21 protein-coding genes and 1 pseudogene are annotated in these 25,326 nt (G+C 68.7%); 10 read left to right on the forward strand and 12 right to left on the reverse strand.

The genetic code is table 11. The annotated features are described in order from the left end of the window. Positions 1-23: 23 nt before the first annotated feature. Together ON33_RS30010 and ON33_RS30015 are read right to left on the reverse strand one after the other, a co-directional pair. A complete protein-coding gene (locus ON33_RS30010; RefSeq protein ID WP_040862464.1) occupies positions 24-452 on the reverse strand; it encodes an acetone carboxylase subunit gamma in 429 nt (142 codons plus the stop codon). Between the two features lie 27 nt (positions 453-479). Continuing rightward, a complete protein-coding gene (locus ON33_RS30015; protein WP_040862465.1) occupies positions 480-2,393 on the reverse strand; it encodes a hydantoinase/oxoprolinase family protein in 1,914 nt (637 codons plus the stop codon). 222 nt (positions 2,394-2,615) lie between these two features. Here ON33_RS30015 and ON33_RS30020 point away from each other — a divergent pair, with 222 nt between their 5' ends. Then, on the forward strand, positions 2,616-4,475 hold the full coding sequence (locus ON33_RS30020) for a sigma-54-dependent Fis family transcriptional regulator (RefSeq protein WP_040862466.1): 1,860 nt from the start codon (positions 2,616-2,618) through the stop codon (positions 4,473-4,475). Positions 4,476-4,517: 42 nt separating this feature from the next. On the opposite strand, the pseudogene ON33_RS44525 reads toward ON33_RS30020, so the two are convergent. From ON33_RS44525 to ON33_RS30035, 5 genes and pseudogenes are all read right to left on the reverse strand, one after another. After that, positions 4,518-4,956 (reverse strand): annotated as a pseudogene (locus ON33_RS44525) (ISNCY family transposase); the annotation flags it as partial. 232 nt (positions 4,957-5,188) lie between these two features. Then, on the reverse strand, positions 5,189-6,247 hold the full coding sequence (locus ON33_RS30025) for an NAD(P)-dependent alcohol dehydrogenase (RefSeq protein WP_245550836.1): 1,059 nt from the start codon (positions 6,245-6,247) through the stop codon (positions 5,189-5,191). Between the two features lie 388 nt (positions 6,248-6,635). After that, positions 6,636-6,800, reverse strand: a complete 165-nt coding sequence (locus ON33_RS41760) for a hypothetical protein (protein ID WP_306307529.1) — start codon at positions 6,798-6,800, stop codon at positions 6,636-6,638. A gap of 4 nt (positions 6,801-6,804) precedes the next feature. Further along, entirely contained in the window at positions 6,805-6,951 is a 147-nt protein-coding gene (locus tag ON33_RS41765; protein ID WP_157184785.1) for a hypothetical protein, read from the reverse strand. Between the two features lie 197 nt (positions 6,952-7,148). Beyond that, the gene (locus ON33_RS30035) at positions 7,149-7,934 is read right to left on the reverse strand and encodes an amidohydrolase family protein (RefSeq protein WP_040862468.1); all 786 of its coding nucleotides are present in this window, start codon (positions 7,932-7,934) and stop codon (positions 7,149-7,151) included. A gap of 83 nt (positions 7,935-8,017) precedes the next feature. On the opposite strand from ON33_RS30035, the gene ON33_RS30040 reads away from it, so the two are divergent. From ON33_RS30040 to ON33_RS30070, 7 genes are all read left to right on the forward strand, one after another. Next, on the forward strand, positions 8,018-8,386 hold the full coding sequence (locus tag ON33_RS30040; RefSeq protein ID WP_040862469.1) for a MerR family transcriptional regulator: 369 nt from the start codon (positions 8,018-8,020) through the stop codon (positions 8,384-8,386). Positions 8,387-8,417: 31 nt separating this feature from the next. After that, the gene (locus ON33_RS30045; RefSeq protein WP_083869393.1) at positions 8,418-10,349 is read left to right on the forward strand and encodes a CocE/NonD family hydrolase; all 1,932 of its coding nucleotides are present in this window, start codon (positions 8,418-8,420) and stop codon (positions 10,347-10,349) included. Positions 10,350-10,485: 136 nt separating this feature from the next. After that, entirely contained in the window at positions 10,486-12,417 is a 1,932-nt protein-coding gene (locus ON33_RS30050; protein ID WP_040862471.1) for a DUF6301 family protein, read from the forward strand. Between the two features lie 9 nt (positions 12,418-12,426). After that, positions 12,427-13,065 carry a class I SAM-dependent DNA methyltransferase gene (locus tag ON33_RS30055; protein WP_040862472.1) on the forward strand — a complete coding sequence of 213 codons (639 nt, stop codon included), beginning with the start codon at positions 12,427-12,429 and terminating at the stop codon, positions 13,063-13,065. 153 nt (positions 13,066-13,218) lie between these two features. Beyond that, positions 13,219-13,932 carry an NADP-dependent oxidoreductase gene (locus ON33_RS30060; RefSeq protein ID WP_051153067.1) on the forward strand — a complete coding sequence of 238 codons (714 nt, stop codon included), beginning with the start codon at positions 13,219-13,221 and terminating at the stop codon, positions 13,930-13,932. Between the two features lie 14 nt (positions 13,933-13,946). Beyond that, positions 13,947-15,482 carry an FAD-binding protein gene (locus ON33_RS30065; protein WP_040862473.1) on the forward strand — a complete coding sequence of 512 codons (1,536 nt, stop codon included), beginning with the start codon at positions 13,947-13,949 and terminating at the stop codon, positions 15,480-15,482. 36 nt (positions 15,483-15,518) lie between these two features. Next, complete coding sequence (locus ON33_RS30070; protein ID WP_040862474.1) at positions 15,519-17,072, forward strand: phytoene desaturase family protein; 1,554 nt, start codon at positions 15,519-15,521, stop codon at positions 17,070-17,072. 7 nt (positions 17,073-17,079) lie between these two features. On the opposite strand, the gene ON33_RS30075 is transcribed toward ON33_RS30070, so the two are convergent. Next, positions 17,080-17,556: a winged helix-turn-helix transcriptional regulator gene (locus ON33_RS30075; protein WP_245550838.1), complete on the reverse strand. Its 477-nt coding sequence runs from the start codon at positions 17,554-17,556 to the stop codon at positions 17,080-17,082. 27 nt (positions 17,557-17,583) lie between these two features. Between ON33_RS30075 and ON33_RS30080 the strand changes: the two genes are divergently transcribed. Continuing rightward, positions 17,584-18,486, forward strand: coding sequence for an NmrA family NAD(P)-binding protein (locus ON33_RS30080; protein WP_040862475.1), 903 nt, complete (start codon positions 17,584-17,586; stop codon positions 18,484-18,486). On the opposite strand, the gene ON33_RS30085 is transcribed toward ON33_RS30080, so the two are convergent. The 3 genes from ON33_RS30085 to ON33_RS30095 all read right to left on the reverse strand — a co-directional run bounded on the left by ON33_RS30085 (position 18,461) and on the right by ON33_RS30095 (position 20,787). Next, positions 18,461-19,105, reverse strand: coding sequence for a class I SAM-dependent methyltransferase (locus ON33_RS30085; protein WP_040862476.1), 645 nt, complete (start codon positions 19,103-19,105; stop codon positions 18,461-18,463). The two genes, ON33_RS30080 and ON33_RS30085, sit on opposite strands and share 26 nt — an antisense overlap. A gap of 71 nt (positions 19,106-19,176) precedes the next feature. Further along, the gene (locus tag ON33_RS30090) at positions 19,177-20,094 is read right to left on the reverse strand and encodes a LysR family transcriptional regulator (RefSeq protein ID WP_040862477.1); all 918 of its coding nucleotides are present in this window, start codon (positions 20,092-20,094) and stop codon (positions 19,177-19,179) included. A gap of 66 nt (positions 20,095-20,160) precedes the next feature. Continuing rightward, the gene (locus ON33_RS30095; protein ID WP_040862637.1) at positions 20,161-20,787 is read right to left on the reverse strand and encodes a GDSL-type esterase/lipase family protein; all 627 of its coding nucleotides are present in this window, start codon (positions 20,785-20,787) and stop codon (positions 20,161-20,163) included. A 233-nt stretch (positions 20,788-21,020) separates the two neighbouring features. Between ON33_RS30095 and ON33_RS30100 the strand changes: the two genes are divergently transcribed. After that, positions 21,021-23,477, forward strand: a complete 2,457-nt coding sequence (locus ON33_RS30100; protein ID WP_040862478.1) for a lysylphosphatidylglycerol synthase transmembrane domain-containing protein — start codon at positions 21,021-21,023, stop codon at positions 23,475-23,477. Between the two features lie 63 nt (positions 23,478-23,540). On the opposite strand, the gene fadD5 is transcribed toward ON33_RS30100, so the two are convergent. Further along, entirely contained in the window at positions 23,541-25,106 is a 1,566-nt protein-coding gene (fadD5, locus tag ON33_RS30105) for a fatty-acid--CoA ligase FadD5 (RefSeq protein WP_040862479.1), read from the reverse strand. Positions 25,107-25,326 lie beyond the last annotated feature (220 nt).

Genomic DNA, 25,326 nt, shown 5'->3' on the forward strand with positions numbered 1-25,326 from the left:
CGAAATTCTCGTGGCGGTGCGGATCAGCGGATGTGGCCGTGGGCCTTGAGAGCGGCGGTGTACTTCTGGGCGTCCTCGCCGGGCCCGTAGTTGTGGGCTTCCTCGGGGTCGACGCCCCGCTCTTCCCACTGCGTGCGCAAAGCTGCGACGTCGATGAGCATGTCGACGGTCGGCGGATGCCCGGGCGGGATGTACTCGGTTTCGATCTGCGTCGCGCAGCCGGGGCAGTAGTACTCGAGGATTCGGCAGTAGTTCGGATCCGGGGAGAAGGTGTACTCGTACCGCTCGGGGTCGATGATCGGCTGGTGGATCTCCCGAGGGTCACGGTCGTAAACCAGGGTTGCTTCCTTGTAGTTGCCGTGCGCACTACCCATGTCCTGGCCGCACACCCGGCAGACCCAGCGCTCGGTGTCGAGATCGATGACGAGATATTCGGTCATGGGGACTCGCATCGGAGTCCTCCTTTCAGGGTGTGTCGGTCAGAGGGTGTCGTCGAGCAGGAGGTCGCCCGCGGCGGTGACTCGGAAGTTCCAGCCGGACAGGACCCGTGCGGTGAAGAAGGGGCCCTCGATGATCGCCGGGCCGGTGCCGGTGTCGCCCGGGGTGAGCTCGTTCAAGTCGTAAACGGGGATCTCGTCGACTCGATCCGCAGCCGACCGGACCGCGCGGGTTCCTATCGCGGTGGCCGGACGGGCAGCCACCTCCTGATCCGGGGTCAATTCGGGATGCGGCAGCGGGGCGGTCACGGTGAGCTGAAGGGTGACGTTGGTGCCCGGGTAGTCGACCGGGTCCCCGTGGTGGTACGAGCCTCGCGAAAGCGACACCCCGTCCGGCGTCTCGACACACACCTGCCAGGTGGTCTCGCATTCGGAGAGCGCATAGCCTTCCTGGAACATGTCCCGCTCGGCCCGGGCCAACAGCTGGTCGCAGGTTGACGCGGCGGACGCGGTGGTCGGCTCTGGAACACCGACTTCGTAGGTCTTGCTCACATCGGAGAAGGAGATTCCCATCGCGGAGAAGACCGCGGCCGTGCGCGGGATGAGCACACGCTTGATACCTGCAGGCCGGGCAGCGCCGGTCGCGCTCATCGGGCCGGCACCGCCGAAGCCGGCCAGGGTGGTGTTCTCGGCCGCCAGGTGCGCGAACGACGACGAGACCGCCTCGAAATAGGCTTGTTCCATCCGGACCAGGGCCTCGTCGAGGTCGATTCCGAGGGGGGCGGCGATGGTTTCGGTGATGACGGCGCGGGAGCGCTCCGGATCGAGCCGGAAGGTGCCGTTGAGGTAGGTGTCCGGATCGAGTACGCCGAGGAGCAGGTTGACGTCGGTGATCGTCGCCTGCTTGCCACCGAAACCGAAGCAGGCCGGTCCAGGCGCCGCGCCGACCGACTGCGGCCCAACCGTGATCCGACCGTCAGCCACGGCGATCACCGACGATCCGCCCACGCCCTTGGAATGGACGTTGCTCATCGGATAAGAGATGGCGACATCGCGGATCCTGCCGCGCTCGTCGGCCGCCACCTGGTCGCCGACCACGACGCCGACGTCGGTGGTCGTGCCGCCGATGTCAACCATCAGGGTGTGCTCGAGGCCGTACTGGCGGGCCAGGGCGGCCGTGCCTTCCAGACCGCCACGCGGACCCGAGGAGTAGGTCTTCAGCGCTACCGACTTCGCGACCCGCGAGGAGCCGCCGTCGTTGCGGTACACCAGCAGCGGATTGACCACGCGGTAGGACTTCAGACGACGCTCCGCGCCGTACAGGAATCGCTCCATCGTCGGGTGCAGGAACGAGTTGATCACGCATGACCACACCCGGCGGGCATCGTTGCGGTCGCCGGCCAGATCCCAGCTGTAGATGAGCGGGATCGATCCCAGCAGGTGACGGGGGAACTTGCGCAGCAGCACCGCCCGCAGCCGGCGTTCCTGCTCGGAGTCACGCCCGGCGACGACGACCCGGGCGGCGCCGAGCGTGGTCAATCGGTTGACCTGCTGGACCACCTCGAAATCGATCGTCTCGTCGTCGGCGGTCATATCGACGGTGAGCAACCGGTCGGCGACGAGCCCCGCGAAGAGCTCCCGTTCCGCGTCGGTCGCCTGCATCTGCTGCGTGAGACCGGGCAGCGTCGTGAGGATCCCGATCATTGGGCCGCGGCGCTCGACCAGCGCGTTGGTTCCCTGGGTCGTCGAATACCGGATGTGCTGGGTCGCGTGCAGCAGCCGCTCGGTGTTCGCCGAGCCGTACAGCGCCTCTGACGCCTTCTCGATCCCGGTGAACAGGCACTCTGACAGGTCGTGTGGTGTCGTGAGCGTCTTGACGAATGTGAATCCGGTCCCATTCCAGACACATATGTCGGTGAGCGTGCCACCATTGTCGATGTTGATGAGGGTGTCCATGCCACTCCTTGGTCGCAGCGGATCCGTCTGAGCGACACGAGCACGATGCCGGTGCTTCGTCTGGCGATCGCCCTCGACGGTGGAATCCACTATCGCGGTGTCTCGAGACCGGGCGGCGTCCCAACTTGGCACACCTCCCCGCTGTCGAATTCACGCACTCGTCTGCGGATCTGTGGGCATGATGGAGACATCGATCATCACCGGCCGCAACGAGGAGGCCGTATGCCGGAGACACAGAGCCGATTGCTGCGCGTGGCTGCTGCCCGGGCCGACTTCCTGGAATACGGCAGGCCGGGCGCCGCGGGCGTGCCAGACGTGGTGGCCGCGTCGTGGGTGCGCAGCCAGCAGGCCGGCGTCAACATCACCCGCCCGGTCATCGACTTCAACGCCGACATCGACACCCGCTCCCGCTTGGTCCGCTGCGCCAATCCGGTGCTCGACCAGCTGGGCAATGACACCGCGGGTCTGCCGTTGGTTATCGCGCTGACCGACAATCACGCCCGGGTGGTTCAGCGCCGCGATGTTTCGGCGGCCGTAGGCCGGCTGCTCGACCGTGTCGAATTCGCGCCGGGTTTCAACTACGCGGAGGGATCGGTCGGTACGAACGGGGTCGGTACCGTGCTCGAGGCGGGACAGCCGGTGTCGGTCGTCGGACCGGAACATTTCGCTGAGCACCTACAGCCTTTTGCCTGTACCGGGGCTCCGATCATCGATCCGTTGAGTGGACGCCTAGAAGGCATTCTCGACGTCTCCACCCTGGCCGAGTCGTGGAGTCCGTTGGTGCATACGGTCGTCAAATCGGCGGCCAAGGACATCGGGCGCAATCTGCTGGCCGACCGAAACCAGGCCCAGCAGGCGTTGTTCGATACGTATCTGCGCGCCGACGCCCGCTTCCCGCGGCAGGCGGTCTTCGCTTTCGCCGACTCGGTCTACATGGCCAACGCAACGGCGCAGGCCCTGTTCGACCCGACCGAACAGCTGGTTGTCCGGGAGCACGCGACCTTCGTGATGACGCGCCACGATCGCGTGAGCGAGACGATCACCATGCAGTCGGGCCGGGTGATCCAATTCCGCGGGACGCGCATCGTCTCTGGCTGCGATACGGCCGGCATCGTCGTCATCGCCGAGGACATCAGCGGTCAGCCCGGCGCACCGGCGGCGCTCGGCAGCGGCACGGGATTCGCCGATCATGTGCTGCCCTCGGTCGCGACGGCGGGCGCGGAGACCCGGGGGCTGGTCGGCGACCTGCGGCGGCCGCACGTGCCGATCGCTGCCGGCTCGTCCCCGGCATGGTTGAGAGCCTGCTCGGAATTACACCGTGCGCTCGCGGCGAAGACGCCGACGATCGTGCTCGGTGAGACCGGGACCGGGAAGTTCACCCTGGTCGCCGAGGTCTTCCACGCTGATCATCCTGGCGGGCGCAGCATTTCTGTCGATGCGTCCCAGCTGCAGTCCGACGCAGACGGCGACCTCGACGCCTTTCTCGACAGCGCCGGCGAACAGACCCTGTGCATCGTCCGCAACCTGGACCAGGCGAGCACGGAGGGGGTCGAACGCCTCGACGGGCTGTTCACCGCACTGGCCCGCACGACGTCTCCGGTCGCCTTCGCCGCGACCGTATCCGACTCCAGTCTCGATTCCGACCTGCCGTTTCGCGCCCTCCTCGGGCACTTCGAGGTGGCTGTCACGGTTCCGCCACTACGGTGCCGCACGGATGATCTCACGCTCATCGTCGGCCGGGTATTGGCGGAGATCGCCCCGGGCCGACGGGTACGGCTGTCCCCCAATGCCCTGCGGACGGTCACCCGCTACACCTGGCCCCGCAACGTCTCGCAGCTGCGCGAAGCACTGACCCACGCAGTGCGGGCCCGCCCGGTAGGGGAAATACAGGCCGAGGACTTGCCCAGTTACTGCCAGACTCGCTCGCACAAGAATCTCACCCGTATCGAGATCGCCGAGCGTGACGAGATCATCGCGGCTCTGCAGGAAACCGACGGCAACCGTGCCGCCGCCGCAACCCGGCTCGGTATGTCGCGAAGCAGTCTGTATCGCAAGCTGCGGTCGTACGGAATCACGGCTTGAGCCCGGCACAGTAGGAGCACTGGCCGGGCCGATCGACACAACCTTGATCCGCCGCACCAACCCGCCCAGCTTGCGGACACCGTGGTCGAGCAGGTCGGCGGCGGTAGGGTGGTCGATATCGGCTTCCGCCACCATGGCGTGGATGCGCAGCTTGCAGGCCCGCAGCACCTTGTCCTCGGTCAGTTTGCCCACCAACGCGGTATTGAGCTGCTCGAACACCTGCGGGCCGGCCCGCCCGACCAGCTTGATCAGCGTGGTCGGATGCGGCGCTTCAAGCGCGATCCGGCGGAACTGCCGCCAGGTGATCGAATCGGCCGCCTCCTGGCACAGCGTCTCGTATCCAAACTGGTAGCGGGGCCGCCCCGATCGAGCATCGAACATTCCACGGCTCGACGAACCATTCATCGTCGAGATAGGCATCGCTGCGCGCCGACTCATCGGGAAGCCGGACCGCCTCCGGCCGCAACACCACATCCCACAACTAGATCTGCTGATCCGCGACCCGCAACATCGACCGGCCTATCTCCACGAGAACGACACCGATGTCGTTCTCGCAGCGAAACACCTACTGCCGCAGGCAATTACAGAGACCGACACCAGCTACTCGACCCAGCTACTCGACATACTTCTTCAGGGGCAGGCAACTAGGCTTCGATCCGGCAGGAGTGTCTCCGGCTCGGAAAGCCACAACTGCCCGCGAGTCAGGTGTCGGTCTAGAAAACGATCAGCGGCTTGATGATGTTGTCGGTCTTGTCTCGCATCATCTCGAACGCGGTCTCGATCTCGCCGAAACCGAAAGTATGGGTCGTCATCAGGGTCGGATCGAATCGTCTGGTCGCAATCAGGGCGAAGAGCCGTTGCATCCGGTCATTTCCGCCCGGACACAATCCCGAGTGGATCGACTTGTCCGCCATACCCAATCCGAAGGCGTCCAATGGAACCGGGAGCGGATCCGGGTTCTCGCCGTGGTATCCGATATTCGAGACGCGACCTCCGGCTTTGGTCACCCGCAGGCACGACTCCCACGTCTGGGGGAAGCCGAATGCTTCTATCGCGGCATCGACGCCTTCCCCGTCGGTGAGTTCAAGGATCTGCTTGACCGGGTCCCCTGAGGTGAAATCGATGATGTCGGTGGCTCCGTAGGTGCGGGCAAGCTCTTGGCGCTCCGGACGGCTTTCGACGGCGAAGATGCGACCGGCGCCCAGCAGGGTGCAGCCGATGGTCGCGCTCAGCCCGACCGCGCCCTGCGCGAAGATCGCCACGCTGTCTCCGAGCCGGAGTTGGCCATGCTCAGCACCCATGAACCCGGTCGACAACATGTCGCACGCGTAGACCGCCTCGGCGTCACTGACCGTGTCTGGGATCGGAGCGAGATTTGCCCGAGCCTTCGGAACCACGAAGTACTCGGCCATATTGCCGTCGACCTGGGCCGTGTATTTGTAACCACCCAGCGCACCGCCGCACTGGCTGCTGTAGCCCTGCTGGCAATACCGGCATTCCCAGCACGGCGTGATCGCGCTGACTCCGACACGTTGACCTTCGGTGAAGCCGGTGACGCCGGAGCCGATCGCCGCGACCACTCCGACCGCCTCGTGACCGAGGGTAACCCCCGCTGCGACGGGCAACGCTCCCTTGACCGTATGGACATCCGAAGTACAGATCAGCGCCGCGGTCGTCTTCACGACGACCTCATCGGGCCCGGGAACGGGAACCGGCTTGTCGACCACGGCAACACGGCCGATCTCCGGCATGACGAAGGCCTTCATGGACATTGCAACTCCTTCGGTGACATCCAAACGACGGATACACACCGATCCTGGCCCGAGAACTCGGTATCGAGATGTCCCAAATCGACACACCACTCGCATCGGGATGCGCCTCTTGGCGCACACGGACGCATCAAACGCGCCCAAAAGCCCCGCTACCGCGATTGCTGGCACCTCACTGTCGACGGCGCCGACAACCAGATCACCTTCTTGTACGACATCGGCGCCCATGGTGCGCGGGGAGTGGCGGGGGAGGCAGCGCTCCCGAAGCTCGACGCGTTGGATTCGAATCCCAACATCGACACGATCCCCAAAGAGATCTGGAACAAGGCCAGAACCCGGCCCACCATATCCGCGTGGTGGGCCGGGTCACCGGTTCGTCGAGAGGATGTGGCTACCCGATATTGGCGGAGAGGCTGGGAAGCATGCGGTTGGCTTCGTCCTGCCAGTTGTCCCAGGCGTGGATGCCGTAGGCGGGGAAGGAGTAGTCGACGTTCGCGGCGCCGAGGGAGGCCATGCGGATGCGGACCTGGAGGGCGCGGGTGTTGGCGAGGGCCAAGGCTTCAAGGGGACGCGGATGCTGTTGTGCCGCCGCCGGTTACGGCGATGACCAGCGGCGCCACCAGTGCCAGGGTCATGGCCAGGACGGCGCGGCGTAGCCGTCCTTCGCTGTCACCAGCCGAATTCGATCTTCCGCGAATCGATTTCATCGATCCCGATCCGCTCGCTCGGGCGGCCGGGGTGGCCGCGGGGCTGTCCGGAACCGGTCACCGCGCCGGGCGACAGCGGGCGTGACGACGGGGGGCAGTTCCCGTCGTCACGCTCGCTCGAAGTACCTATCGTCCGCACCCTCGGATTCGTTGCTGAAAAGTAGCGATATTTCTGAAGATTGGCGTGTCCACGCAGGTCAAGCCGAAAGCATTCGTTGAAAGTTGCCTTCCAGGACCAGGGTTCGCACGCCGGCATCCGTGATGGCCGCCTCGACCGTGTGCCGCGCGGCGACCACGTCACCATAGGGCGTGTTCGATCCGAACAGGCACTGATCAGGAACTTCCCGCGCGGCGGCCGCGACCGCGAACACCTGCAACGCGCTGGACAGATCGATGTACAGGTTGGGTCGTGCCAGGGCGAGCTCCACCAGCTCCAGCGCGTGGAATCCGCCCAGCGCGCCGACTATCAGGGGAACCGATGGGTAGCGGGCGGCCAGTGCCGCATAGGCGCGGAGGTCGTCGAGGGTATTGGGCGCGAAGCCGTGGACCAGTACCGGTATTCCGCCGTGGTCGGCGCTCACGGCCAGGACCGGTTCGATGCGCGCGGCTTGCCCGGGCGGCGGGGTGACCTCACCGATGCCCACGATGTCGGGCCGGGACAGATAGGGCTCGAACCAGGCGCCGAGCCGCTCCACGGGGAGCAGGGAAGGCAGGCTCGCGAAGCCGACAGTGACGCCGGGGTGTGCGTCCAGCGCGCGCAGCACCTCGCCCATGGCCGTCCGCACCTCGGCTTCGGCGGCGTCCGCGCCGCCGATAACGGCTGTCAGCCTGGCGAATTCGGCTCGCGTCTGGTCGAGGGTGCGGGCTCGTTCGGGATGCACCCGGGTGGACAGCAGCACGGTGCGATCCACCTCGGCCCGTGTCGCGCGCGCCAGCTGTGCGGCGGTGTCGATGGTGACGTGGGCGTGGACATCGGTGACCATGGTGTTTCCTCCGGCGGGAATGGGCGGCAGCGGCCCGACGCTAAACGTTGACATTGGGGTCAAGGTCAAGCCGGAGGACATCGATGCTGATCAGCGAGCTGTCGCAGCGAAGTGGGGTGAGCGCCCGCGCCCTGCGGCACTATGACCGCAGCGGCCTGCTGGAGGCCTGTCGGCGGTCCAACGGCTATCGGGACTTCCCGGAGTCGAGTGTCGAACGGGTGCGCCGGATTCGGGTGCTGCTCGCGGTCGGGCTCGATCTGTCCGCGGTCGCGGCGCTGCTGCCGTGCTTCGCGCCGGATGGGCAGCTGGGCGGGTGTGAGCGGGCGCGAATGCGGCTGGCGGATCGGATCGCGGAGCTGGATCGTTCGCTGCTGGCCATCACCCGGGCGCGGGCGCTGCTGGCCGCCGAGCTCGCGCGGTGGGATGAGGCTGCTTTGCCCGATTGTCGGTGAGTTGGCGCGAGGGCGGGGTTACCGTCGATCGATGAGCCGTTGTGGGAGAGGACGCGGTCGTCTCGCCCGGGTGGGGGCGGTGGCCGGGGCCGTCGCCCTGGTGGCCGCGGGCTGCGGGGGTGGTGGGGACGGTTCGGCGCCGCCGGGCGCGGCGAGCTGGCCGCCGGCGGCGGGGCGCGGGTCGTGCGCGGTCGACAAGCAGGAGAATGTGCCCGCGACCATGCGGGACGGGGTGGTGCTGAAAGCCGATGTGTACCGGCCGAAGTCGGCGGATCCGGTGCCGGTCATCCTGATGCGGACGCAGTACGGGAAGGCCGCCGCGCAGATCCAGCCGTTCCGCTATCAGACCCCGGATTGGTTCGCGTCACACTGCTATCTGGTTGTGGTGCAGGACATTCGGGGGCAGGGCCAGTCGGGCGGCACGTTCACCGAGTTCGGCAATGACATCGCCGACGGCTACGACTCGGTGGAGTGGGCAGCCACCCTGCCGGGAGCCGATGGCAAGGTCGGGATGTACGGGTCGTCGTATGTCGGTGCGACGCAATGGCTCGCGGCCGTCGGCGCGCCGCCGCATCTGACGACGATCGTTCCCGCCAATACCGCGTCGGACTATTACGACGGCTGGACCTATGAGGGCGGCGCGTTCCGGCTGGCGTTCGTGGAGCCGTGGGCTATGGGGACCATTGGCGCGAGCGCGGCCCGCAATCGCGGTGACACCGCGACCGCGAAACAGCTGGGGGCCGATGGCGCGGACTACACGCGCTGGCTGGGTTTCCGTCCGTACCAGCAGTTTCCGCCGCTGCACCCGGGTGATCCGGCGGTCGCGCCGTGGTTCTACGACTGGATCTCGCATTCCACCCGCGACGACTATTGGAAGCGGTGGAGCATTCGCGATCGGTACGCGAGCGTGCGGGTTCCGGTGCTGGATGTGGAGGGCTGGTACGACGCGTTTCTCGCGGGCGGCGTGCAGAATTTCGCCGGCATGGTCGCGGGCGGCGGTACGCCGGAGGCGCGGGCGGGGCAGCGGCTGGTGCTGGGTCCGTGGGATCACATCGGCTGGGGTCGTCCGGGCAGCAGGGTGGAGACGCCGATGCTGGCGGCGAGCGGCACGGCCGGGGACAGTCCGATCAACGACCTCATGCTGGCCTGGTACGACCATTTCCTGAAGGGCGCGGACAACAAGGTGTCCGGGCAGCCGGTGGTCGACTATTTCCTGATGGGGGCGAACAAGTGGAAGTCGGCCTCGGCCTGGCCGCTGCCGAACACCCGGTGGACCACCTACTACCTGTCGGGCAATGGCGGCAACGGGATTCAGGGCCGGGCCGGTCTGCTCACCACCGATGCCCCGAAGGACGCGCAGCAGCCGGATCGCTATGACTACGACCCGCTGAATCCGGTGCCCAGTGCGGGCGGGCATTCCTGTTGCGGCGCGTCGACGGGTCCGCAGGGACCGGTGGATCAGTTCGTGGTGGAGCAGCGTTCGGATGTGCTGACCTATACGACCGCGCCGGTGTCCGCCGATACCGAGCTCACGGGCCCGATTCGGGTGACGCTGTGGGCGTCCTCGACCGCGACCGACACCGATTTCACCGCGAAGCTGGTGGCGGTGGCCCCGGACGGGTCGACGGTCAACCTCAACAATGGCATCGTGCGCGCGGCGTTCCGTGATTCGCTCGATCATCCGACGCCGATCGTGCCCGGTCAGCCCTATCGGTTCACGATCGACGTGTGGCCGGCCAGCTATCTGGTGCCGGCCGGATCGTCGATCCGGGTCGAGGTGTCGAGCAGTGATTTCCCGCAGTTCGCACCGAATCCGAATACCGGCGACCCGTTCGGGCAGAACGCGAATACGCAGGTCGCGACCCAGACGATCTATCACGACCAGGACCACCCGTCGGCGGTGGTGTTGCCGATCATTCCGGCGGGCGACGCGGGAAGTTCACGTTTTCCGATGGCGCACTGACATATTCGCCGCCGACCATGACCGTGGCCGGGCTTCCCGTGGATTGTCCGCCCCATACGGGAAGCACCGGCCGCTTACAGACTAATCGCGAACCCGAAGGCTCCCGGCACAGCCGGGCCGGGGTTAGTGTCGCTGGGTGGGTTTCGAGGTGCGTGTCGATACCGCGGGTGCGGTCGAGATCGTCCGAGCGGCAGCGGGGTTCGGCTGGCGTTGGGGCTCCGGCAATGTGTCCGAATTCGCCCGGCTGGTCGGATGGAGTAGTCCGCAGCCGGTGGGAACGCTGCGCAGCGGCCCGGTCTTCTCCCGTACCGGCCTGTCGGTGTGGTGGGACTCGGCCATGTTCTGGGGCAGCGATCGCGGCCTCGACCATGTGCGCGTGACCATCTCAGACTGCCCGGCCCCCGCCGAGTCCGGCAGCCGGGAATTGCTGGAGGCGGCCCTGGCCCGCGCGGCGGCCGTGTTCACCGAGCGCTGGGGCGATCCGGAGAGTCCGTCCGCGGGCCCGTCGGAGGGCATGGCGTGGCGGTTCCCGAATGTGTTCGCGGGCCTCACCATCGGCGTGGACACCATCGACCTGCTGCTGGTGAACCCGACCGAGCAGCGCTACTGGATGGAACGCCGGCACCAGACCGCCCGCCGCCGCGCCGCCGCGGGCGCCTGGATCCGCTTCGCCGAGAACCTGGCAGGCTTCCTGGAGACGCTGCCGCTGGACGCCCGCCTGCTGATCACCGCGCCGGGCGGCCGTTTCGTGCAGTTCGAGGCCGGGCCGGAACAGCTGACCGGCGAGCTGGCCCGCAGCGAATTCATCGATCCCACCTGGTATTACGGCCCGGAGACCGAGCAGCGACTGATCGAGCACGGCTGGACGCCGCCGCGCGAGGCCAACTGGACGCGGACCCTGTCCCGGCGCGCGGGCGCCGTGGCCATGAGCGGGCTGGCATTGCGCACCACCGAGTCCTTGCGCACGATCGGCGTCGCCGCGCCCACCGAGCTGGTCGCCGACGCCTGGGTGGAGGGCGGCGACGATCTGGACGTGACGCCGCTGGACATCCCGCCGCATCCGACCTCCCGGACGCAGCGCGCCGAATTCCTGCGCCGGCACGCCGTCTCCGATTTCGATGCCGGGCCGCTGCGGGTGGACGTGCCCGCCGGTGTCGAGATCGCGCGCGCCGCACGCGCCTTCGACTGGACCTGGACCCGCGCCGACCTCGACGGTTTCGCGGCCGCGCTGGGCTGGAAACCGGTGCACGACAGCGGGACCGGCGAGCGCACGGTGTGGGCGGACACCGAGCTACACGTGGACGATCCGCGCGCCCGCTTCTGCTTCGACGGCGACCGGCTCGAGGCGATCTGCGTGACCCTCAGTGACAGCATCGAATCCTTCCTCTACGACGAGGGCCTGCCCGCCGAGGTCCGGGAGCAGCGCACCGCCGCCGCGGCCCGCGCCCTGGACGGCTTCCGCGCCGAGTTCGGCGGGCCCCGCCACCTGGTGCTGGGTCAGGCGCACGGACCGGCCTGGCCCGATGACCGCCTCACCGTGGGGCTGGTCACCGAGCCGGATACGGTGGAGCTGTACCTGATGCGGCCGGGGGAGCGCGGCCGCCGCCTCATCATCGAGCAGCAGCGCGCCGCCTTCCGCGCCCACGATCGCGAATGGGCGCAGTGCTACGAGGAATTGGCCGCCCACATCGCCGATCTCACCGAGTCCGGCCAGCTCACCCTGGACGCCGGGGAGCCGCATCGCGCCCGAGTGGACCGCGATCACGGGCTGCTGCGGCTGGAACTGGCCAGCGCCACCGCCCGCGATCTGTCCCCGCGCGTGCTGAGGTTCATGCTGCGCGACGGCTGGCAGCATCCCGATCACCGATATCCGCTGTGGCACATCGATCTTCCGTTGCCCGCCCTGCCCCGCGATCTGCGGCGGCTGGCGCGGCTGGCGGTGCTGCCGCTGCGCACCCTGATGCCGCCGCAGGCCCGTTTGCGGGTGCTGCTGAACGGCGAGTATCTGCCGGTGCGGGCGCCGTCGACGGGTGCGATCGGCGCACCGGCTGTCGCACCGGACGCCTAGAGTCGGACCATGATCGACAGCGAGGACATGCGCGTCACCCGGGCCGCCTACGACGAGGTGGCGGAACTGTACGCCACGCTGTTCCACCGGCAGTTGCATGCCAATCCGTTCGATCGGGTGCTGCTGGAGGGCTTCGCGGAAGCGGTGCGGGAGAACGGGAACGGTCCCGTCGCCGACATCGGTTGCGGGCCGGGCCGGGTCACCGGGTATCTGGCGGCGGCCGGCCTGGAGATGTCCGGGGTCGATCTGTCGCCGGAGATGATCCGGCTGGCCCGGGCGGAGTGCCCCGGCATTCCGTTCGAGGTCGGTCCCATGGAGCGACTCCGCTACGACGACGCGGCCTTGGCGGGTCTGGTGTCCTGGTACTCGATCATTCACATTCCGCCGCAGCGGGTTCCGGAGGTGCTGACCGAGTTCGCGCGGGTGGTGCGGCCCGGCGGGCACGCCGTGTTCGGCTTCCAGGCCGCCGACCAGCCGACGGGCGTGTACGACTATGCGCACAAGGTCGCCCCCGCCTACCGGTGGGCCCCGGATACTTTCGCGGAGGCGTTGTCCGCCAAAGGCTTCCGGGTTACCGCCACACTGTTCCGGGAGGCCCGCCCGGACGAGTACACCCCGCACGCCGCCATGCTGGCCGTCCGGGTCTGAGCGGCCGTCAGGGCTGGACCGGCTCCGGCTCCCGCGCTGCCCGTTCGTCGAATTCGATTCGGGCGGAGGTGATTTCCTAGGCGTGCTGCAGCAGCGCCCACTGCCCCATGGCATGCGCCCGAATTCCGGCCCGGCGACGAGGTTTTCGGGAATGTGCTCGTCCGGTCCGGCGCGTACGCCGAATACGTGGTGGCCCCCGCACAATTCCTGACCCGCAAGCCTGCCCGGCTCGACCACACCCACGCCGCCGCGCTGCCGACTGCGGCCCTCACCGCGTGGCAGGCGCTCACGGATGTGCAACCGGCACAACGTGTTCTGGTGCACACGGCCGCCGGCGGGGTCGGTCATCTGGCGGTACAGATCGCCAAGGCGCGCGGCGCGTACGTGATCGGCACCGCCCGCGCGGCCAATCACGACTTCCTGCGTGGCCTCGGCGCTGACGAGCTGATCGATTACACGGCAACCGATTTCACCACGGCCGTCCGCGACGTCGATATCGCGTTCGACCTGGTCGGCGGCGGCTACGCGGCCCGGTCGCTGCGGGTGCTCACACCGCACGGCCGGATGATCGACGCGCAGGGCGAGGAACCACTGGATGATCCCCGCTATCACCGGCTCCGGTTCGCCCCGTCCGGCGCGGACCTGCGCGCGGTGGCGGATCTGGTGGTGGCCGGCCGGCCGCGCGGCGAGATCGAGCGGGTGATGTCGCCGGCCGAGGTGGTCGAGGCGCACCGACTCGGCGAGACCGGCCGGGTGCGCGGCAAGATCGTCCTGACCGGCTGGAAACGATCGACCGGCTTTCCAGCCATCGGGATACCTGATGCGCGCGCCGCGCCCGGCGCATACCGTCGCGGAGAGACCGCGTGAATCAGGGAGTAACGGTGACGGACTGGAACGAAGAAGTCGATGTCCTGGTGGCAGGGTCGGGCGGCGGCCTGGCCGGAGCCTATACGGCGGCCCGCGAGGGGCTGACGGTGGCGGTGGTCGAAGCCACCGACAAGTTCGGCGGGACCACCTCGTTCTCGGGTGGCGGCGGGGTGTGGTTCCCGTGCAATCCGGTGCTGCAGCGCGCGGGCGTGGACGACACCCTCGAGGACGCGCTCACCTACTTCCGGTCGGTGGTCGGCGATCGCACCCCGGCCGACATGCAGGAGACCTACATCCGCAATGGCGCAAAGGTCATCGAATACCTGGAGCAGGACGAGGCTTTCGAGTTCCAGATGTTCCCGTGGCCGGACTACTTCGGCAAGGCGCCGAAGGCGCGGCTGGACGGTAAGCGGCACATCATTCCCGCGCCGTTGCGGGCCGCGAAGCTGGGCGATCTGAGCGAGTCGGTGCGCGGGCCGCTGGGCACCGACCGGTACGGCGAGCCGCAACCGGACTATCTGATCGGCGGGCGCGCCCTCGTCGGCCGGTTCCTGCTGGGGCTGTCCAAGTACCCGAATGTCTCGCTGTCTCTGAACACCCCGCTGGTCGAGCTGGTGGCCGAGCACGGCGCGGTGGTCGGCGCGATCGTCGAACGAGACGGGCAGCGGGTGGCGATCCGGGCCCGCAAGGGCGTGCTGCTCGCCGCCGGCGGTTTCGAGGGCAACGACGAGCTGCGGCAGCGCTACGGTGTGCCGGGCGTAGCCCGGGACACCATGGGGCCGTGGGGAAATCAGGGCAAGGCGCATGAGGCGGGCATCGCGGTCGGCGCGGACACCGACCTGATGGATCAGGCGTGGTGGTCGCCGGGCCTGGTGCACCCGGACGGGCGGGCGGCGTTCGCGCTGTGGTTCACCGGCGGCATCTTCGTCAATCAGGCCGGTGAGCGTTTCGTCAACGAGTCCGCCCCCTACGACCGGCTCGGCCGCGACATCATCGAGCACCTGAACGACGGCTCCGCGACATTGCCCTTCTGGATGGTCTACGACGACGCCGAGGGCGTCGTGCCGCCCATCAAGGCCAGCAATGTGCCGATGCTCGACGCGGAACGCTACGTCGAGGCCGGTCTGTGGAAGACCGCCGACACCCTCGAGGGCCTGGCCGCCGAGATCGGCGTTCCCGCCGAGGCGCTGGTGGCGACCGTGGCCCGCTTCAACGAATTCGTGGCCCAGGGCGTGGACCCCGACTTCGGCCGCGGCGACGAGGCCTACGACCGCGCCTTCTCCAATGGCGAACCGCCGCTCGCCCCGATCGTGAAGGGCCCGTTCCACGCGGCCGCCTTCGGCATCTCCGATCTCGGCACCAAGGGCGGACTGCGCACCGACACCGCGGCACGCGTGCTGAATACCGACGGCGAGCCGATTCCGGGCCTGTACGCCGCGGGCAACACCATGGCCGCGGTCAGCGGCACGGTCTACCCGGGCGGCGGCAATCCGATCGGCGCGTCGGTGCTCTTCAGCCACCTGGCGGCACTCGACATGAGCGGCCGCTAGCGGCTCGTCTCGCCCCGAGTGTGATGCGATGGGCGCATGACGCGAGCGGGATACGACGTGATCGTGGTGGGCGGCGGCCACAACGGCCTGGTGGCCGCCGCCTACCTGGCCCGGGCCGGGCGTTCGGTGCTGGTGCTCGAACGCCAGGCCCACACCGGTGGCGCGGCCGTGTCCGAGCGGGTGTTCCCGGGCTTCGACGCGCGGCTGTCGCGCTACTCGTACCTGGTGAGCCTGCTGCCCGAGCGCATCGTGCGGGACCTCGATCTGAGTTTCGAGACCCGCAGGCGGCGCATTTCCTCGTATACGCCGATCGGCAACAGCGGACTGCTGGTGGACAACGGTTCCGAGGCCGTCACCCGTGCCAGCTTCGCGCAGGTCACCGGCTCGGAGCGGGATTACGAAGCGTGGCAGCGCTTCTACGCCATGACCGGCCGGCTGGCCGAGCGGGTCTTCCCGACCCTGACCCAGCCGCTGCCCACCCGCGCCGAATTACAGCGCACGGTGGACGATTCCGCCGCCTGGGAGGCGATTTTCGAACGGCCCCTGGGTGAATCGGTGGAGTCCGCCTTCGCCGACGACACCGTGCGCGGCGTGGTGCTCACCGACGCGCTCATCGGCACCTTCACCCACGCTCACGATCCGACATTGCGGCAGAACCGCTGCTTCCTCTATCACGTGATCGGCGGCGGCACCGGCGACTGGAACGTCCCCGTCGGCGGCATGGGCGCGCTCACCGACGCACTCGCGGCCGCGGCCCGCAACGCCGGGGCCGAGCTGCGCACCGGATGCACCGTCACCAGCATCGAAACCGACGGCGACACCGCCGAAGTGCACTTCCTGCACGGTGATCACGGGCATCTGGTGAGCGCGCGGCACGTGCTGGTGAACGCCGCGCCCCACGTGCTGGCGGGCCTGCTGGGCGAGTCGGCCGAGAAACCTGAGGGCGCACAGCTGAAGATCAACATGCTGTTGCGTCGACTGCCGAAACTCCGTGACCCGCAAGTGGATCCGAGCACCGCCTTCGCCGGGACCTTCCACATCGCCGAATCCGCCGAGCAGCTCGAGCGCGCCTACCGGGAAGCGGCGGCCGGCGAACCACCCTCGGCCCCGCCGTCGGAGATCTACTGCCACACCCTGACCGACCCCACCATCCTCGCGCCCGACCTGAACGCCCGCGGCTTCCACACCCTCACCCTGTTCGGACTGCACACGCCCGCACGGCTTTTCGCCGACGATCCGCGTGGCGCTAAGCACCGCCTGGTGGACGCCACACTGGCGCAATTGGATTCGGTCCTGGCCGAACCCATCCGCGACTGCCTCGCTCTCGACGGCGAGGGCAACCCGTGCCTGGAGGCCCGCACCCCCGTCGAACTCGAACGTGAGATCGGCATGCCCGGCGGCCACATCTTCCACACGGACCTGTCCTTTCCCTACCGCGCCGACGACGCCGGCGACACCCCCGCCGCGCGCTGGGGCGTCGCCACCGGGCACCGCAATGTCCTGATCTGCGGCGCGGGCGCGGTCCGCGGCGGCGGCGTCAGCGGCATCGGCGGCCACAATGCCGCCATGGCCGTCCTCGAACAGGGCTGACCCGGGTTCAGTCCAGTTCGCCGTGTTCCGCGTCCCAGCGGGCGCGGGCCGCGGCCACCGCGTCCATGTGCGCGCGGGACCAGTCGGCCAGATAGAACGCGACCTCGGCGAGGCTCTCACCCATCTCGGTGAGCCGGTACTCCACCTGGGGCGGAATGGTCGGGTAGGCAGTGCGCTCCAGGAACCCGTCGCGCAGCAGCCGCTTCGTGGTGAGCGTGAGCATGCGCTGCGAGATGCCGGGCACGGCGCGCTGGAGCTCGCCGAACCGGCGCACGCCCTTGCGCAGTTCGACCAGCACCTGCACGGTCCATTTGTCGCCGATCCGGTCCAGGGTGTCGCGGATGCCGCAGTTGTCATCGCCACACGGCCCGGTGGGGACGGACGCCGTGACCTGTTCGGTAACAGCGGTGTTCGTGACTGACAGCGAAGTGCCTTCTTCCCAGGTCGGGGCGGTCGTCGGATGCTCGGTCAGGTCGTGGTCCACGACCTTCTCAACGCAAGGAGTAGCGCAATGATTCTCGTGACCGGCGTTTCCGGCGCTCTGGGCGGACTGGTGCTGGCGGGCCTGCGGGCGCAGCCGGATCTGGAGGTGGTGGCGGGCACCAGCTCTCGTGACGCCGCCCGGCTTCCGGACGGCACCACCCGGCGCATCGACTTCGACGATCCCGCCTCCCTCACCGCGGGCTTCGACGGTGTGGACACGCTGGTGTTCATCTCCGCCGGATACGCCGAGGACGATGTGGTGACGGCCCGCCACGGCGCGGTCGTGGCGGCCGCTGCCGCCGCCGGCGTGCGGCACGTGATCTACACCGGCATCTCGGCGTCGGCCCTGCACACCACCATCGCCCTCCCGCACCTGTGGACCGAGAAGCAGCTGGCCGCAGCGCCTTTCGCGGTGACGGTGCTGCGCAACGGGTTCTACAGCGAGCTGCCGGTGGGGCTGGCCGCCGGTGCGGCCGAATCCGCCGCCGCCACCGGCGTTTTCGCCGCGCCGTTCGGCACCGGCCGCTTCTCGGGAGTCGCGCGCGAGGATCTGGCCGAGGTCGCGGTACGGGTGGCCGCCGAGGTCGAGCGCGACCTGCGCGCCGGAACGGCCGGCCCGCACGCCGGCCGCACCTACGAGCTGGAGGGGGTGGCCTCGGTCAGCGGCGCGGAGATCGCCGGGGTGCTGAGCGAATCCCTCGGCCGCCCGGTCGAATACCGGGATGTGCCGCTCACCGAGCTGCGTGACAGTCTGCTCGGCGGCGGCCTCGAGCCGTATCGCATCGGGCACACGGTATCGCTGTTCTCCAACCTGAAGGCCGGCTTCCTGCACGCCACCGGGAGCGATCTGCCCGCCCTGCTGTCCGGCGCCCCGCGCCCGCTCCGCGACGAGATCGTGGCCGCGATCAGCGGACCGGCAGCAGCTGGGTGACCCGCCACAGGCGGCGCGGCAGCTCACCCTCCTCGAAGGACTGGCGTTCGCGCAGCTCCCAGCCGGCGGCGAGGGCCTCGACGAGTTCCGCGGAGAAGAAGTGCACCGCGAACCCGCCGTGCTCGTAGATGTCGTCACCGAGGGCCTTGCCGCTGCCGAAGTGGGCGTCGTCGGTGGTGCGGACGGTGTAGACGAAGGCGCCGCCGGGTTTGAGCACCCGGCGGATCTCGGTGACCAGGTCGCGGATCTCCTGGGTGCTGAGGTTCATGCACAGCAGCATGTGCGCGTACACCGCGTCCACGCTGCGGTAGGGCAGCGGAATCGGCTGGCGGACATCGTGTTCCAGGGTGCGGACCCGGCCGCCGGCGCCCTCGGCGTCCGCCCGCGCCCGCAGCTGCGCCAGCGCGACGGCACTGAAATCGGTGGCCGTCACCCGAAAACCCTGGCGCGTTAGGAAGAGTGCGTCCCGGCCGTGACCCGCGCCCAGCTCCAGCACGTCACGGGCCCCGCGCTCGCGGAACAGCCGGGCCGCGTAGACCGCGGCCTCCGACGGCTCGTCACCGTACATCTCCGGATGCGTGCGGTAGGTGCGCTGCCAGTGCTCGTGCTGGTCGCTCATGCCTCCAATCATGTCCGACCGGCGGCGGAATGGGACCGGGAGGCGCGACGGGGCAGAAATGTCCGACAGGGCTAGGAGGTGCGGCGGCCGTCCGCGCCCTGCTGGCCCATGATGTCCGAGCAGCAGCGGATGAAGTACCGCAGGACCGGATCGGTCTCGGAGGCGTCCGGCCACACCACCGCCACGCGGGAGGGTCCGATGCCGTGCACGGGCCGGAACACCACGCCCGGATATTCGGTGCGTGCGGTGGAGGCGGGGGTGAAGCTCACGCCGAAGCCATTGGCGATGGCGCGCAACCATTCCTCGGTATTGCGGGCGATGGCCCCGATGATGGCGGTGTCGGCGGGCCGGGAGTCCAGGCCCATCCAATAGTCGCGCCACCAACCGGTTTCCGCGGGCGAGGCCACATACGGCTCGTCCCACAGCTCCCGGAAGGCGATGTCCGAACGCTGGGCCAGCGGATGGTCCTCGGCCAGCGCGATCCAGCGCGGCTCGGCGAACAGCTCCCGCAGGTGGTACTCGTCCTGGCCCGGAAAAGGCAGGCGCAGCAGGGCGACATCGACATCGCCCTCGTCCAGCCCGGCGGTCGGGTCGGTCCAGCCGCCCTGGTGCAGATCGACCTGCCAGTCCGGGTGCAGGCGGTGGAAGACCCGGATGATCTCCGGAATGTGGCTGTCGGCAGCACTGTTCACGCAGCCCAGCCGCAGCACCCGGGAGGCGCGGCTGGCATCGCTCTTGGTGTCGCGCAGAATCCGGTCCCAGGACGCCAGCAGCGCCGGCACCTGCTCGGCGAGCACCTTGCCGGCGGCGGTCAGTGTCCAGCCCGCGCGGGAACGAATGAACAGCTCCACACCCAGCTGCTGTTCCAGCTGTTTGATCTGGGTCGCCAGCGCTGGCTGCGCGACATGTAGTCGCTGCGCCGCCCGCGGCAGGTGCTCCGCGTCCGCGACTGCCAGGAAGTAACGCAGCAGTCGCGTATCGATATCCATGCCACCAGGTTAGGAAGAGGGCAACCAGTAGGCATACCCCATGGCTTGGAAGGCGGGATTCGGAGGTCAGCGCACCACCGGCAGTTCCGAGCCCGGATCGGCCAGCCAGAGCAGCCAGTGCGGCGCGAGCAGGGCGGCGAACTCGTCGTAGCCGGGCGCGCCGGGATGGAAGCCGTCGCCGGCGGCGATGTCGCGCATCCAGATCTGGTTCTCGCGCAACGGCTGATGCGCCCGCAGGTAGGGCACCTTGGCTTCCTCGCACAGGCCGGCGTAGCCGCCGTCCAGCACCAGCAGCCGGGCATTGTGCTCGTCGTCCACATTCGGCGGCGGCGCGACCACCATTGCCCGCCAGCCCTTTTCCCGCGCCCGGCGCAGCATGTCGGCCAGATTGCGCAGCGACTCACCGGGATCGACGCGAGGACGGCCGTCCTCGAGCTGGGTGTCGTTGACGCCGGTGGAGATCACCACCCGGCAGTCCGCGCCCGCGGGCAGCCGCGGCGTGCACTCGGCCTCCCAGCGCGCGCATAGCTCCGTGCTGTTCTCCCGGCGGATCCCGAGGTTGTAGTAGGTCAGCGGTTGTCCGGCCGCCGTGGCCCGGGCCGCGAGCCGGCCCGCCCAGCCCAGGCATTTCTGATCACCGACTCCGGCGACGAAGGACTCACCGACGAAACAGACACGGAGATCGAGCGCCACGGCCAGATCCTCGCACGGCCGGTCACGATCGATCAAAGACTCGCATCGAGCCGGAATCACCGGCAGGCCGCAGGGAGGTGGAGGCGGTCGCGGAGCGGAGCGGAGGGGTGAATCAGACACTGTTACGGTTACGGCGTGTTGGGTGGTCGGTGATGCCGTCGCCTGCCGCATACTCACACCGAGCCGACCATGGGACCACAGCCGTTCCCACGATCCGAAAGCGCGAATAGGACATGCGAGTCGACGGGCGGGAGATTCCCGTCTCCGGCAGCCTGCTGCAGCCGCGGATCCGCCGGACCACCGACATTCTGCGCGTTGTGCTGTCCGCGTTGTCGGTGGTTATCGTCATCGCCGGATCGCTGATCACCAGGCCGCAGTGGGAGGCGCTGGAGCGATCGGTCTCCGGCATCGTGGGGTTCCTGACACCGGAACAGTCCAACCTGGTCTACATCGTCTACGGCATCGCCATTCTCGGCCTGCCCTTCGCCATCCTGGTGCGGCTGGTGCTGCGCCGGCAGTGGAAACTGCTGGCGGGCTTCATCTCCGCGGGCCTGATCGCACTGGGCCTGTTCTCCATCACCGGCACCGGCTTCTCCGCGCCGCGCTGGCATCTGTCGGAACCCGGGCAGGTCAATACCTTTCTGTCGCAGTTCCTCGACGATCCGCGCTGGATCGCCATGCTGGCCGCGACGCTCACCGTGGCCAGCCCGTGGCTGCCCGCGCGAGCGCGGCGGTGGTGGTGGACGCTGCTGCTGGCGTTCGTGCCCATCCACCTGTTCGTGTCGCTGGTGGTGCCCGCCCGGGCCGCGCTGGGCCTGGTGGTGGGCTGGCTGGTGGGCGCGGTCATCGTGCTGGTGGTCGGCACGCCGGCGCTGGAAGTGCCGCTGGAGGCGGCGGTGCGGGTGCTGGCCCAGCGCGGCTTCCGGGTGACCGCCTTCAAGGTGCTGCGCCCGGCCGCCCGTGGGCCACTGGTGCTTTCGGCGAGTACGGTGCCGCAGCCGGAGCTGGGCGCGTCGCCCGACGACACGCCCGCGGGCGCCGAGACCGCGCGGGAATCCGGTGAATCCCGCTCGCCGGACAATGAATTGATCATCGAGATGTACGGCGCGAACCAGCGCAGCCGCGGCATGCTGCAGCAGCTCAGGCGCTGGCTGACCATTCGCAGCGGCGAGTACCCGGCGCCCTTCGCGTCCATGCGGCGCGCGGTCGAGCATCGGGCGCTGATGGGTTTCGCCATCGCCGATCTGGGCCTGGCCAGCAACAAGCCGCTCACGGTCGCGGCCCTGGACCGCGGCTGGATGGTGTACGCGCACACCGTGCCCCAGGGCCGGCCACTGGCCGCCGCCAACGGGGAGCCGACGCTGACCCGGGTGTGGCAGGCGCTGCACAGCATGCACCAGGCCCAGATCTCGCACGGCGAGCTGCGCGCCGAGGAGATCCGGGTCCTCGACGACGGCACCGTGCTGTTCGGCGGGTTCGTGCAGTCCGAATTCGGCGCCTACCAGGCGCGTTTCGACTCCGACGTGGCCCAGCTGCTGCTGTCCTCCGCGGGCCTGTTCGGGGTGGGCCCGGCGGTGCGCACCGCGCTCGAGGTGCTGGACAAGCAGGCGGTGCTGGACGCCTCGGCCCGGCTCACCAAGACCGCGGTGCCCAATCACGTCCGCAAGGCCGTGCCGGACGCGGGCGAGGTGATGAAGGACATCCGCGCCGAGGTGGCCGCCCAGACCGGGCAGGACAAGATCGAGGCCGCGCAGATCACCCGCTTCTCGCGCAACCAGATCATCCAGCTGGTGCTGCTCATCGGCCTGGTGTACGTGGCCTATCCGTACATCAGCGCGGTCCCGACCTTCGCCTCGGAACTGCGCAACCTGAACTGGGGCTGGGCGCTGCTGGGGCTGACCGTGTCCGCCCTGACCTATGTGGGCGCGGCAATGGCGCTGTGGGCGTGCGCCTCCGAGGCGGTCGGGTTCCGCAACCTGCTGCTCATGCAGATCGCCAATACCTTCGCCGCGACCACCACTCCCGCCGGCGTGGGCGGTCTGGCGCTGAGCGTGCGGTTCCTGCAGAAGGGTGGGCTGGGTGCGGTGCGGGCCACCGCCACGGTCGCCCTGCAGCAGACGGTGCAGGTGGTGACCCACGTGATCCTGCTGCTGATCTTCGGCGCACTGGCCGGAACCTCCACGAACCTGTCGCATTTCGTGCCCAACGCCACCGTGCTGTACCTGGTGGCGGGCGCCCTGCTGGGCCTGCTCGGCGCGACCATGTTCGTCCCCAAGGTCCGCAAATGGCTGCTCAACGAGGTGCGGCCGCAGCTGGCGGACGTGCTGGCCCAGCTGAAGGATCTGGCCCGGCGGCCGGGCCGGCTGGCCATGATCGTGGGCGGCTCCGCCACCACCACGCTGGGCATGGCGCTGGCGCTGTGGGCGAGCATCGAAGCCTTCGGCGGCAGTACGACTTTCGTGACCGTCACCATCGTCACCATGATCGGCGGCACCCTGGCCTCGGCCGCCCCCACCCCCGGCGGCGTCGGCGCCGTGGAGGCCGCCCTCATCGGTGGTCTGGCCGCGTTCGGCGTCTCGGCGGGGATCGCCGTCCCCGCCGTCCTGCTCTACCGCGTGCTGACCTGCTGGCTGCCGGTGTTCTGCGGCTGGCCGATCATGCGCTGGCTCACCGCCAGGGACATGATCTGAGCATCGGCCACTCCTAGCACTCGCGCCCGTTGCGGTGGCAACGGGCGCGAGAGAGAACCGGGGTTACGCCGAATACGCGTTGCGCAGTTCGACCTTCACGACCTTGCCGCTGGCATTGCGGGGCAGCGCGGGCACCACCACCAGGTGCTTGGGGTGCTTGTAGCGGGCCAGGGATTCGTTCAGGAACGGCTCCAGCTCCTCGAGGGTCAGGTCGTCGACACCCTCCATGAGCGCGACGACCGCGACCGGCACCTCGCCCCACTTCTCGTGGGCGCGGCCGACGACGGCGGCCTCGTGGATCTTGGGGTGCGCGAAGAGCACGTTCTCGATCTCGGCGCAGTAGATGTTCTCGCCGCCCGAGATGATCATGTCCTTCTTGCGGTCGACCACGTAGATGAAGCCCTCCTCGTCCTGGCGGACCAGGTCGCCGGAGTGGAACCAGCCGCCGTGGAAGGCCTCCGCGGTGGCCTCGGGCTTGTTCCAGTAGCCCTGCATGAGAGTCGGTCCCCGATAGACGATCTCGCCGACCTCGCCGGGGGCGACGTCGTTCATCTCGTCGTCGACCACGCGGGCCTGGATGGTGGGGATGGGCAGTCCGACCGAGCCGATCTTGCGCAGCGCGTCCTTGCCCTCGAGCACGCAGGTGATGGGCGACATCTCGGTCTGCCCGAAGACCGCCACATTGATCGCCTCGGGGAAGCAGTCGGCCATGGCGCGCAGCACCGAATCCGAGGCCGGGGCCGCGCCCCAGCTCAGCACCCGCAACGCCAGCTTGCGCTGCTTGACCGTGGGCTCCTCGCAGATGAGCTGCCACTGCGCCGGAACGCAGAAGGCGGAGGTGGCCTGCTCGGCCTCGACGGCGTCCAGGAACTCGGTGGCGTCGAACGCGCCCAGCGGGTGCAGCACGGTCTTGCAGCCGAGCATGAAAAACGGTGTGAGACTACCCAGTCCGGCGATGTGGAACAGCGGCGAGGTGCAGAAGCCGATGGTGTCGTCGGTGACCTCGGTGGCCCGGATGCAGGTGAGGCCCTGGGCGTTCATGTTCGCGAAGGTGAGCACCGCGCCCTTGGGGGTGCCGGTGGTGCCCGACGTGTACATGATCAGGCAGGGGGAGTCCTCCGGAATGTCCAGCGGCGCATGCGGTTCCCCCGCCTCGGCCAGGAAGTCCTCGAATCCGATGACGCCGTCGCCGGTCTGCCCGTTGATGACGACCACGGTCTCGAGCTGCGGCGCCTGCCCGGCCACGCCCACCGCCAGCGGCTGCAGCACCGAATCGGTGACGATGGCCTTGGCGCCGGAGTCGGCCACGATGTAGGCGACCTCGGGCGGGGTGAGCCGGAAGTTCACCGGCACCGCGATGGCGCCCAGGGCATTGATGCCGATGACCGCCTCGATGTACTCGGTGTAGTTCAGCGCCAGGATGAGCACACGATCGCCGAACCCGACCCCTCGGCGGGACAGCGCGTCGGCGAATTGCTCCGACCGCTCATGCAACTGCTTCCAGGTGGTGTCCACGCCCTTGAACCTGAAGGCGACGTGGGCGGGCCGCATGGCCGCGTGGGTCGCGACCTGGTTCACCCAGTGGTTGCGACGCGACCGGATCGGCTCGTCTAGCGGCTGGAAGGTCATGCGGAGTCCTTTCACGCTGATCGACCGTGAGAATACCGCTTAACTTTCTGACGTGACAAGGGTTACAGAGAAGGTTTCACTGAGAAGTTCTCACGGCTTCATTCAGCAGTTCAGAGCACGTATAAGGAGGACGTAGACACCCGTATCAACGAGCGACTGACACCCGGACCACCGGCCACAGCCCTGGTCGGGTGCAAACTCTGACTCACATCAGGGTTGT

Origin of the sequence: Nocardia niigatensis NBRC 100131, assembly GCF_000308655.1 — a bacterium.
Classification (GTDB): domain Bacteria; phylum Actinomycetota; class Actinomycetes; order Mycobacteriales; family Mycobacteriaceae; genus Nocardia; species Nocardia niigatensis.

Excerpts from the sequence above, each read along its gene's own strand:
- ON33_RS30010 (WP_040862464.1), bottom strand. The coding sequence starts at position 452 with ATGCGAGTCCCCATGACCGAATATCTCGTCATCGATCTCGACACCGAG.
- ON33_RS30015 (WP_040862465.1), bottom strand. The coding sequence starts at position 2,393 with ATGGACACCCTCATCAACATCGACAATGGTGGCACGCTCACCGACATA.
- ON33_RS30020 (WP_040862466.1), top strand. The coding sequence starts at position 2,616 with ATGCCGGAGACACAGAGCCGATTGCTGCGCGTGGCTGCTGCCCGGGCC.
- ON33_RS30025 (WP_245550836.1), bottom strand. The coding sequence starts at position 6,247 with ATGTCCATGAAGGCCTTCGTCATGCCGGAGATCGGCCGTGTTGCCGTG.
- ON33_RS41765 (WP_157184785.1), bottom strand. The coding sequence starts at position 6,951 with ATGAAATCGATTCGCGGAAGATCGAATTCGGCTGGTGACAGCGAAGGA.
- ON33_RS30035 (WP_040862468.1), bottom strand. The coding sequence starts at position 7,934 with ATGGTCACCGATGTCCACGCCCACGTCACCATCGACACCGCCGCACAG.
- ON33_RS30040 (WP_040862469.1), top strand. The coding sequence starts at position 8,018 with ATGCTGATCAGCGAGCTGTCGCAGCGAAGTGGGGTGAGCGCCCGCGCC.
- ON33_RS30045 (WP_083869393.1), top strand. The coding sequence starts at position 8,418 with ATGAGCCGTTGTGGGAGAGGACGCGGTCGTCTCGCCCGGGTGGGGGCG.
- ON33_RS30055 (WP_040862472.1), top strand. The coding sequence starts at position 12,427 with ATGATCGACAGCGAGGACATGCGCGTCACCCGGGCCGCCTACGACGAG.
- ON33_RS30070 (WP_040862474.1), top strand. The coding sequence starts at position 15,519 with ATGACGCGAGCGGGATACGACGTGATCGTGGTGGGCGGCGGCCACAAC.
- ON33_RS30080 (WP_040862475.1), top strand. The coding sequence starts at position 17,584 with ATGATTCTCGTGACCGGCGTTTCCGGCGCTCTGGGCGGACTGGTGCTG.
- ON33_RS30085 (WP_040862476.1), bottom strand. The coding sequence starts at position 19,105 with ATGAGCGACCAGCACGAGCACTGGCAGCGCACCTACCGCACGCATCCG.
- ON33_RS30090 (WP_040862477.1), bottom strand. The coding sequence starts at position 20,094 with ATGGATATCGATACGCGACTGCTGCGTTACTTCCTGGCAGTCGCGGAC.
- ON33_RS30100 (WP_040862478.1), top strand. The coding sequence starts at position 21,021 with ATGCGAGTCGACGGGCGGGAGATTCCCGTCTCCGGCAGCCTGCTGCAG.
- fadD5 (WP_040862479.1), bottom strand. The coding sequence starts at position 25,106 with ATGACCTTCCAGCCGCTAGACGAGCCGATCCGGTCGCGTCGCAACCAC.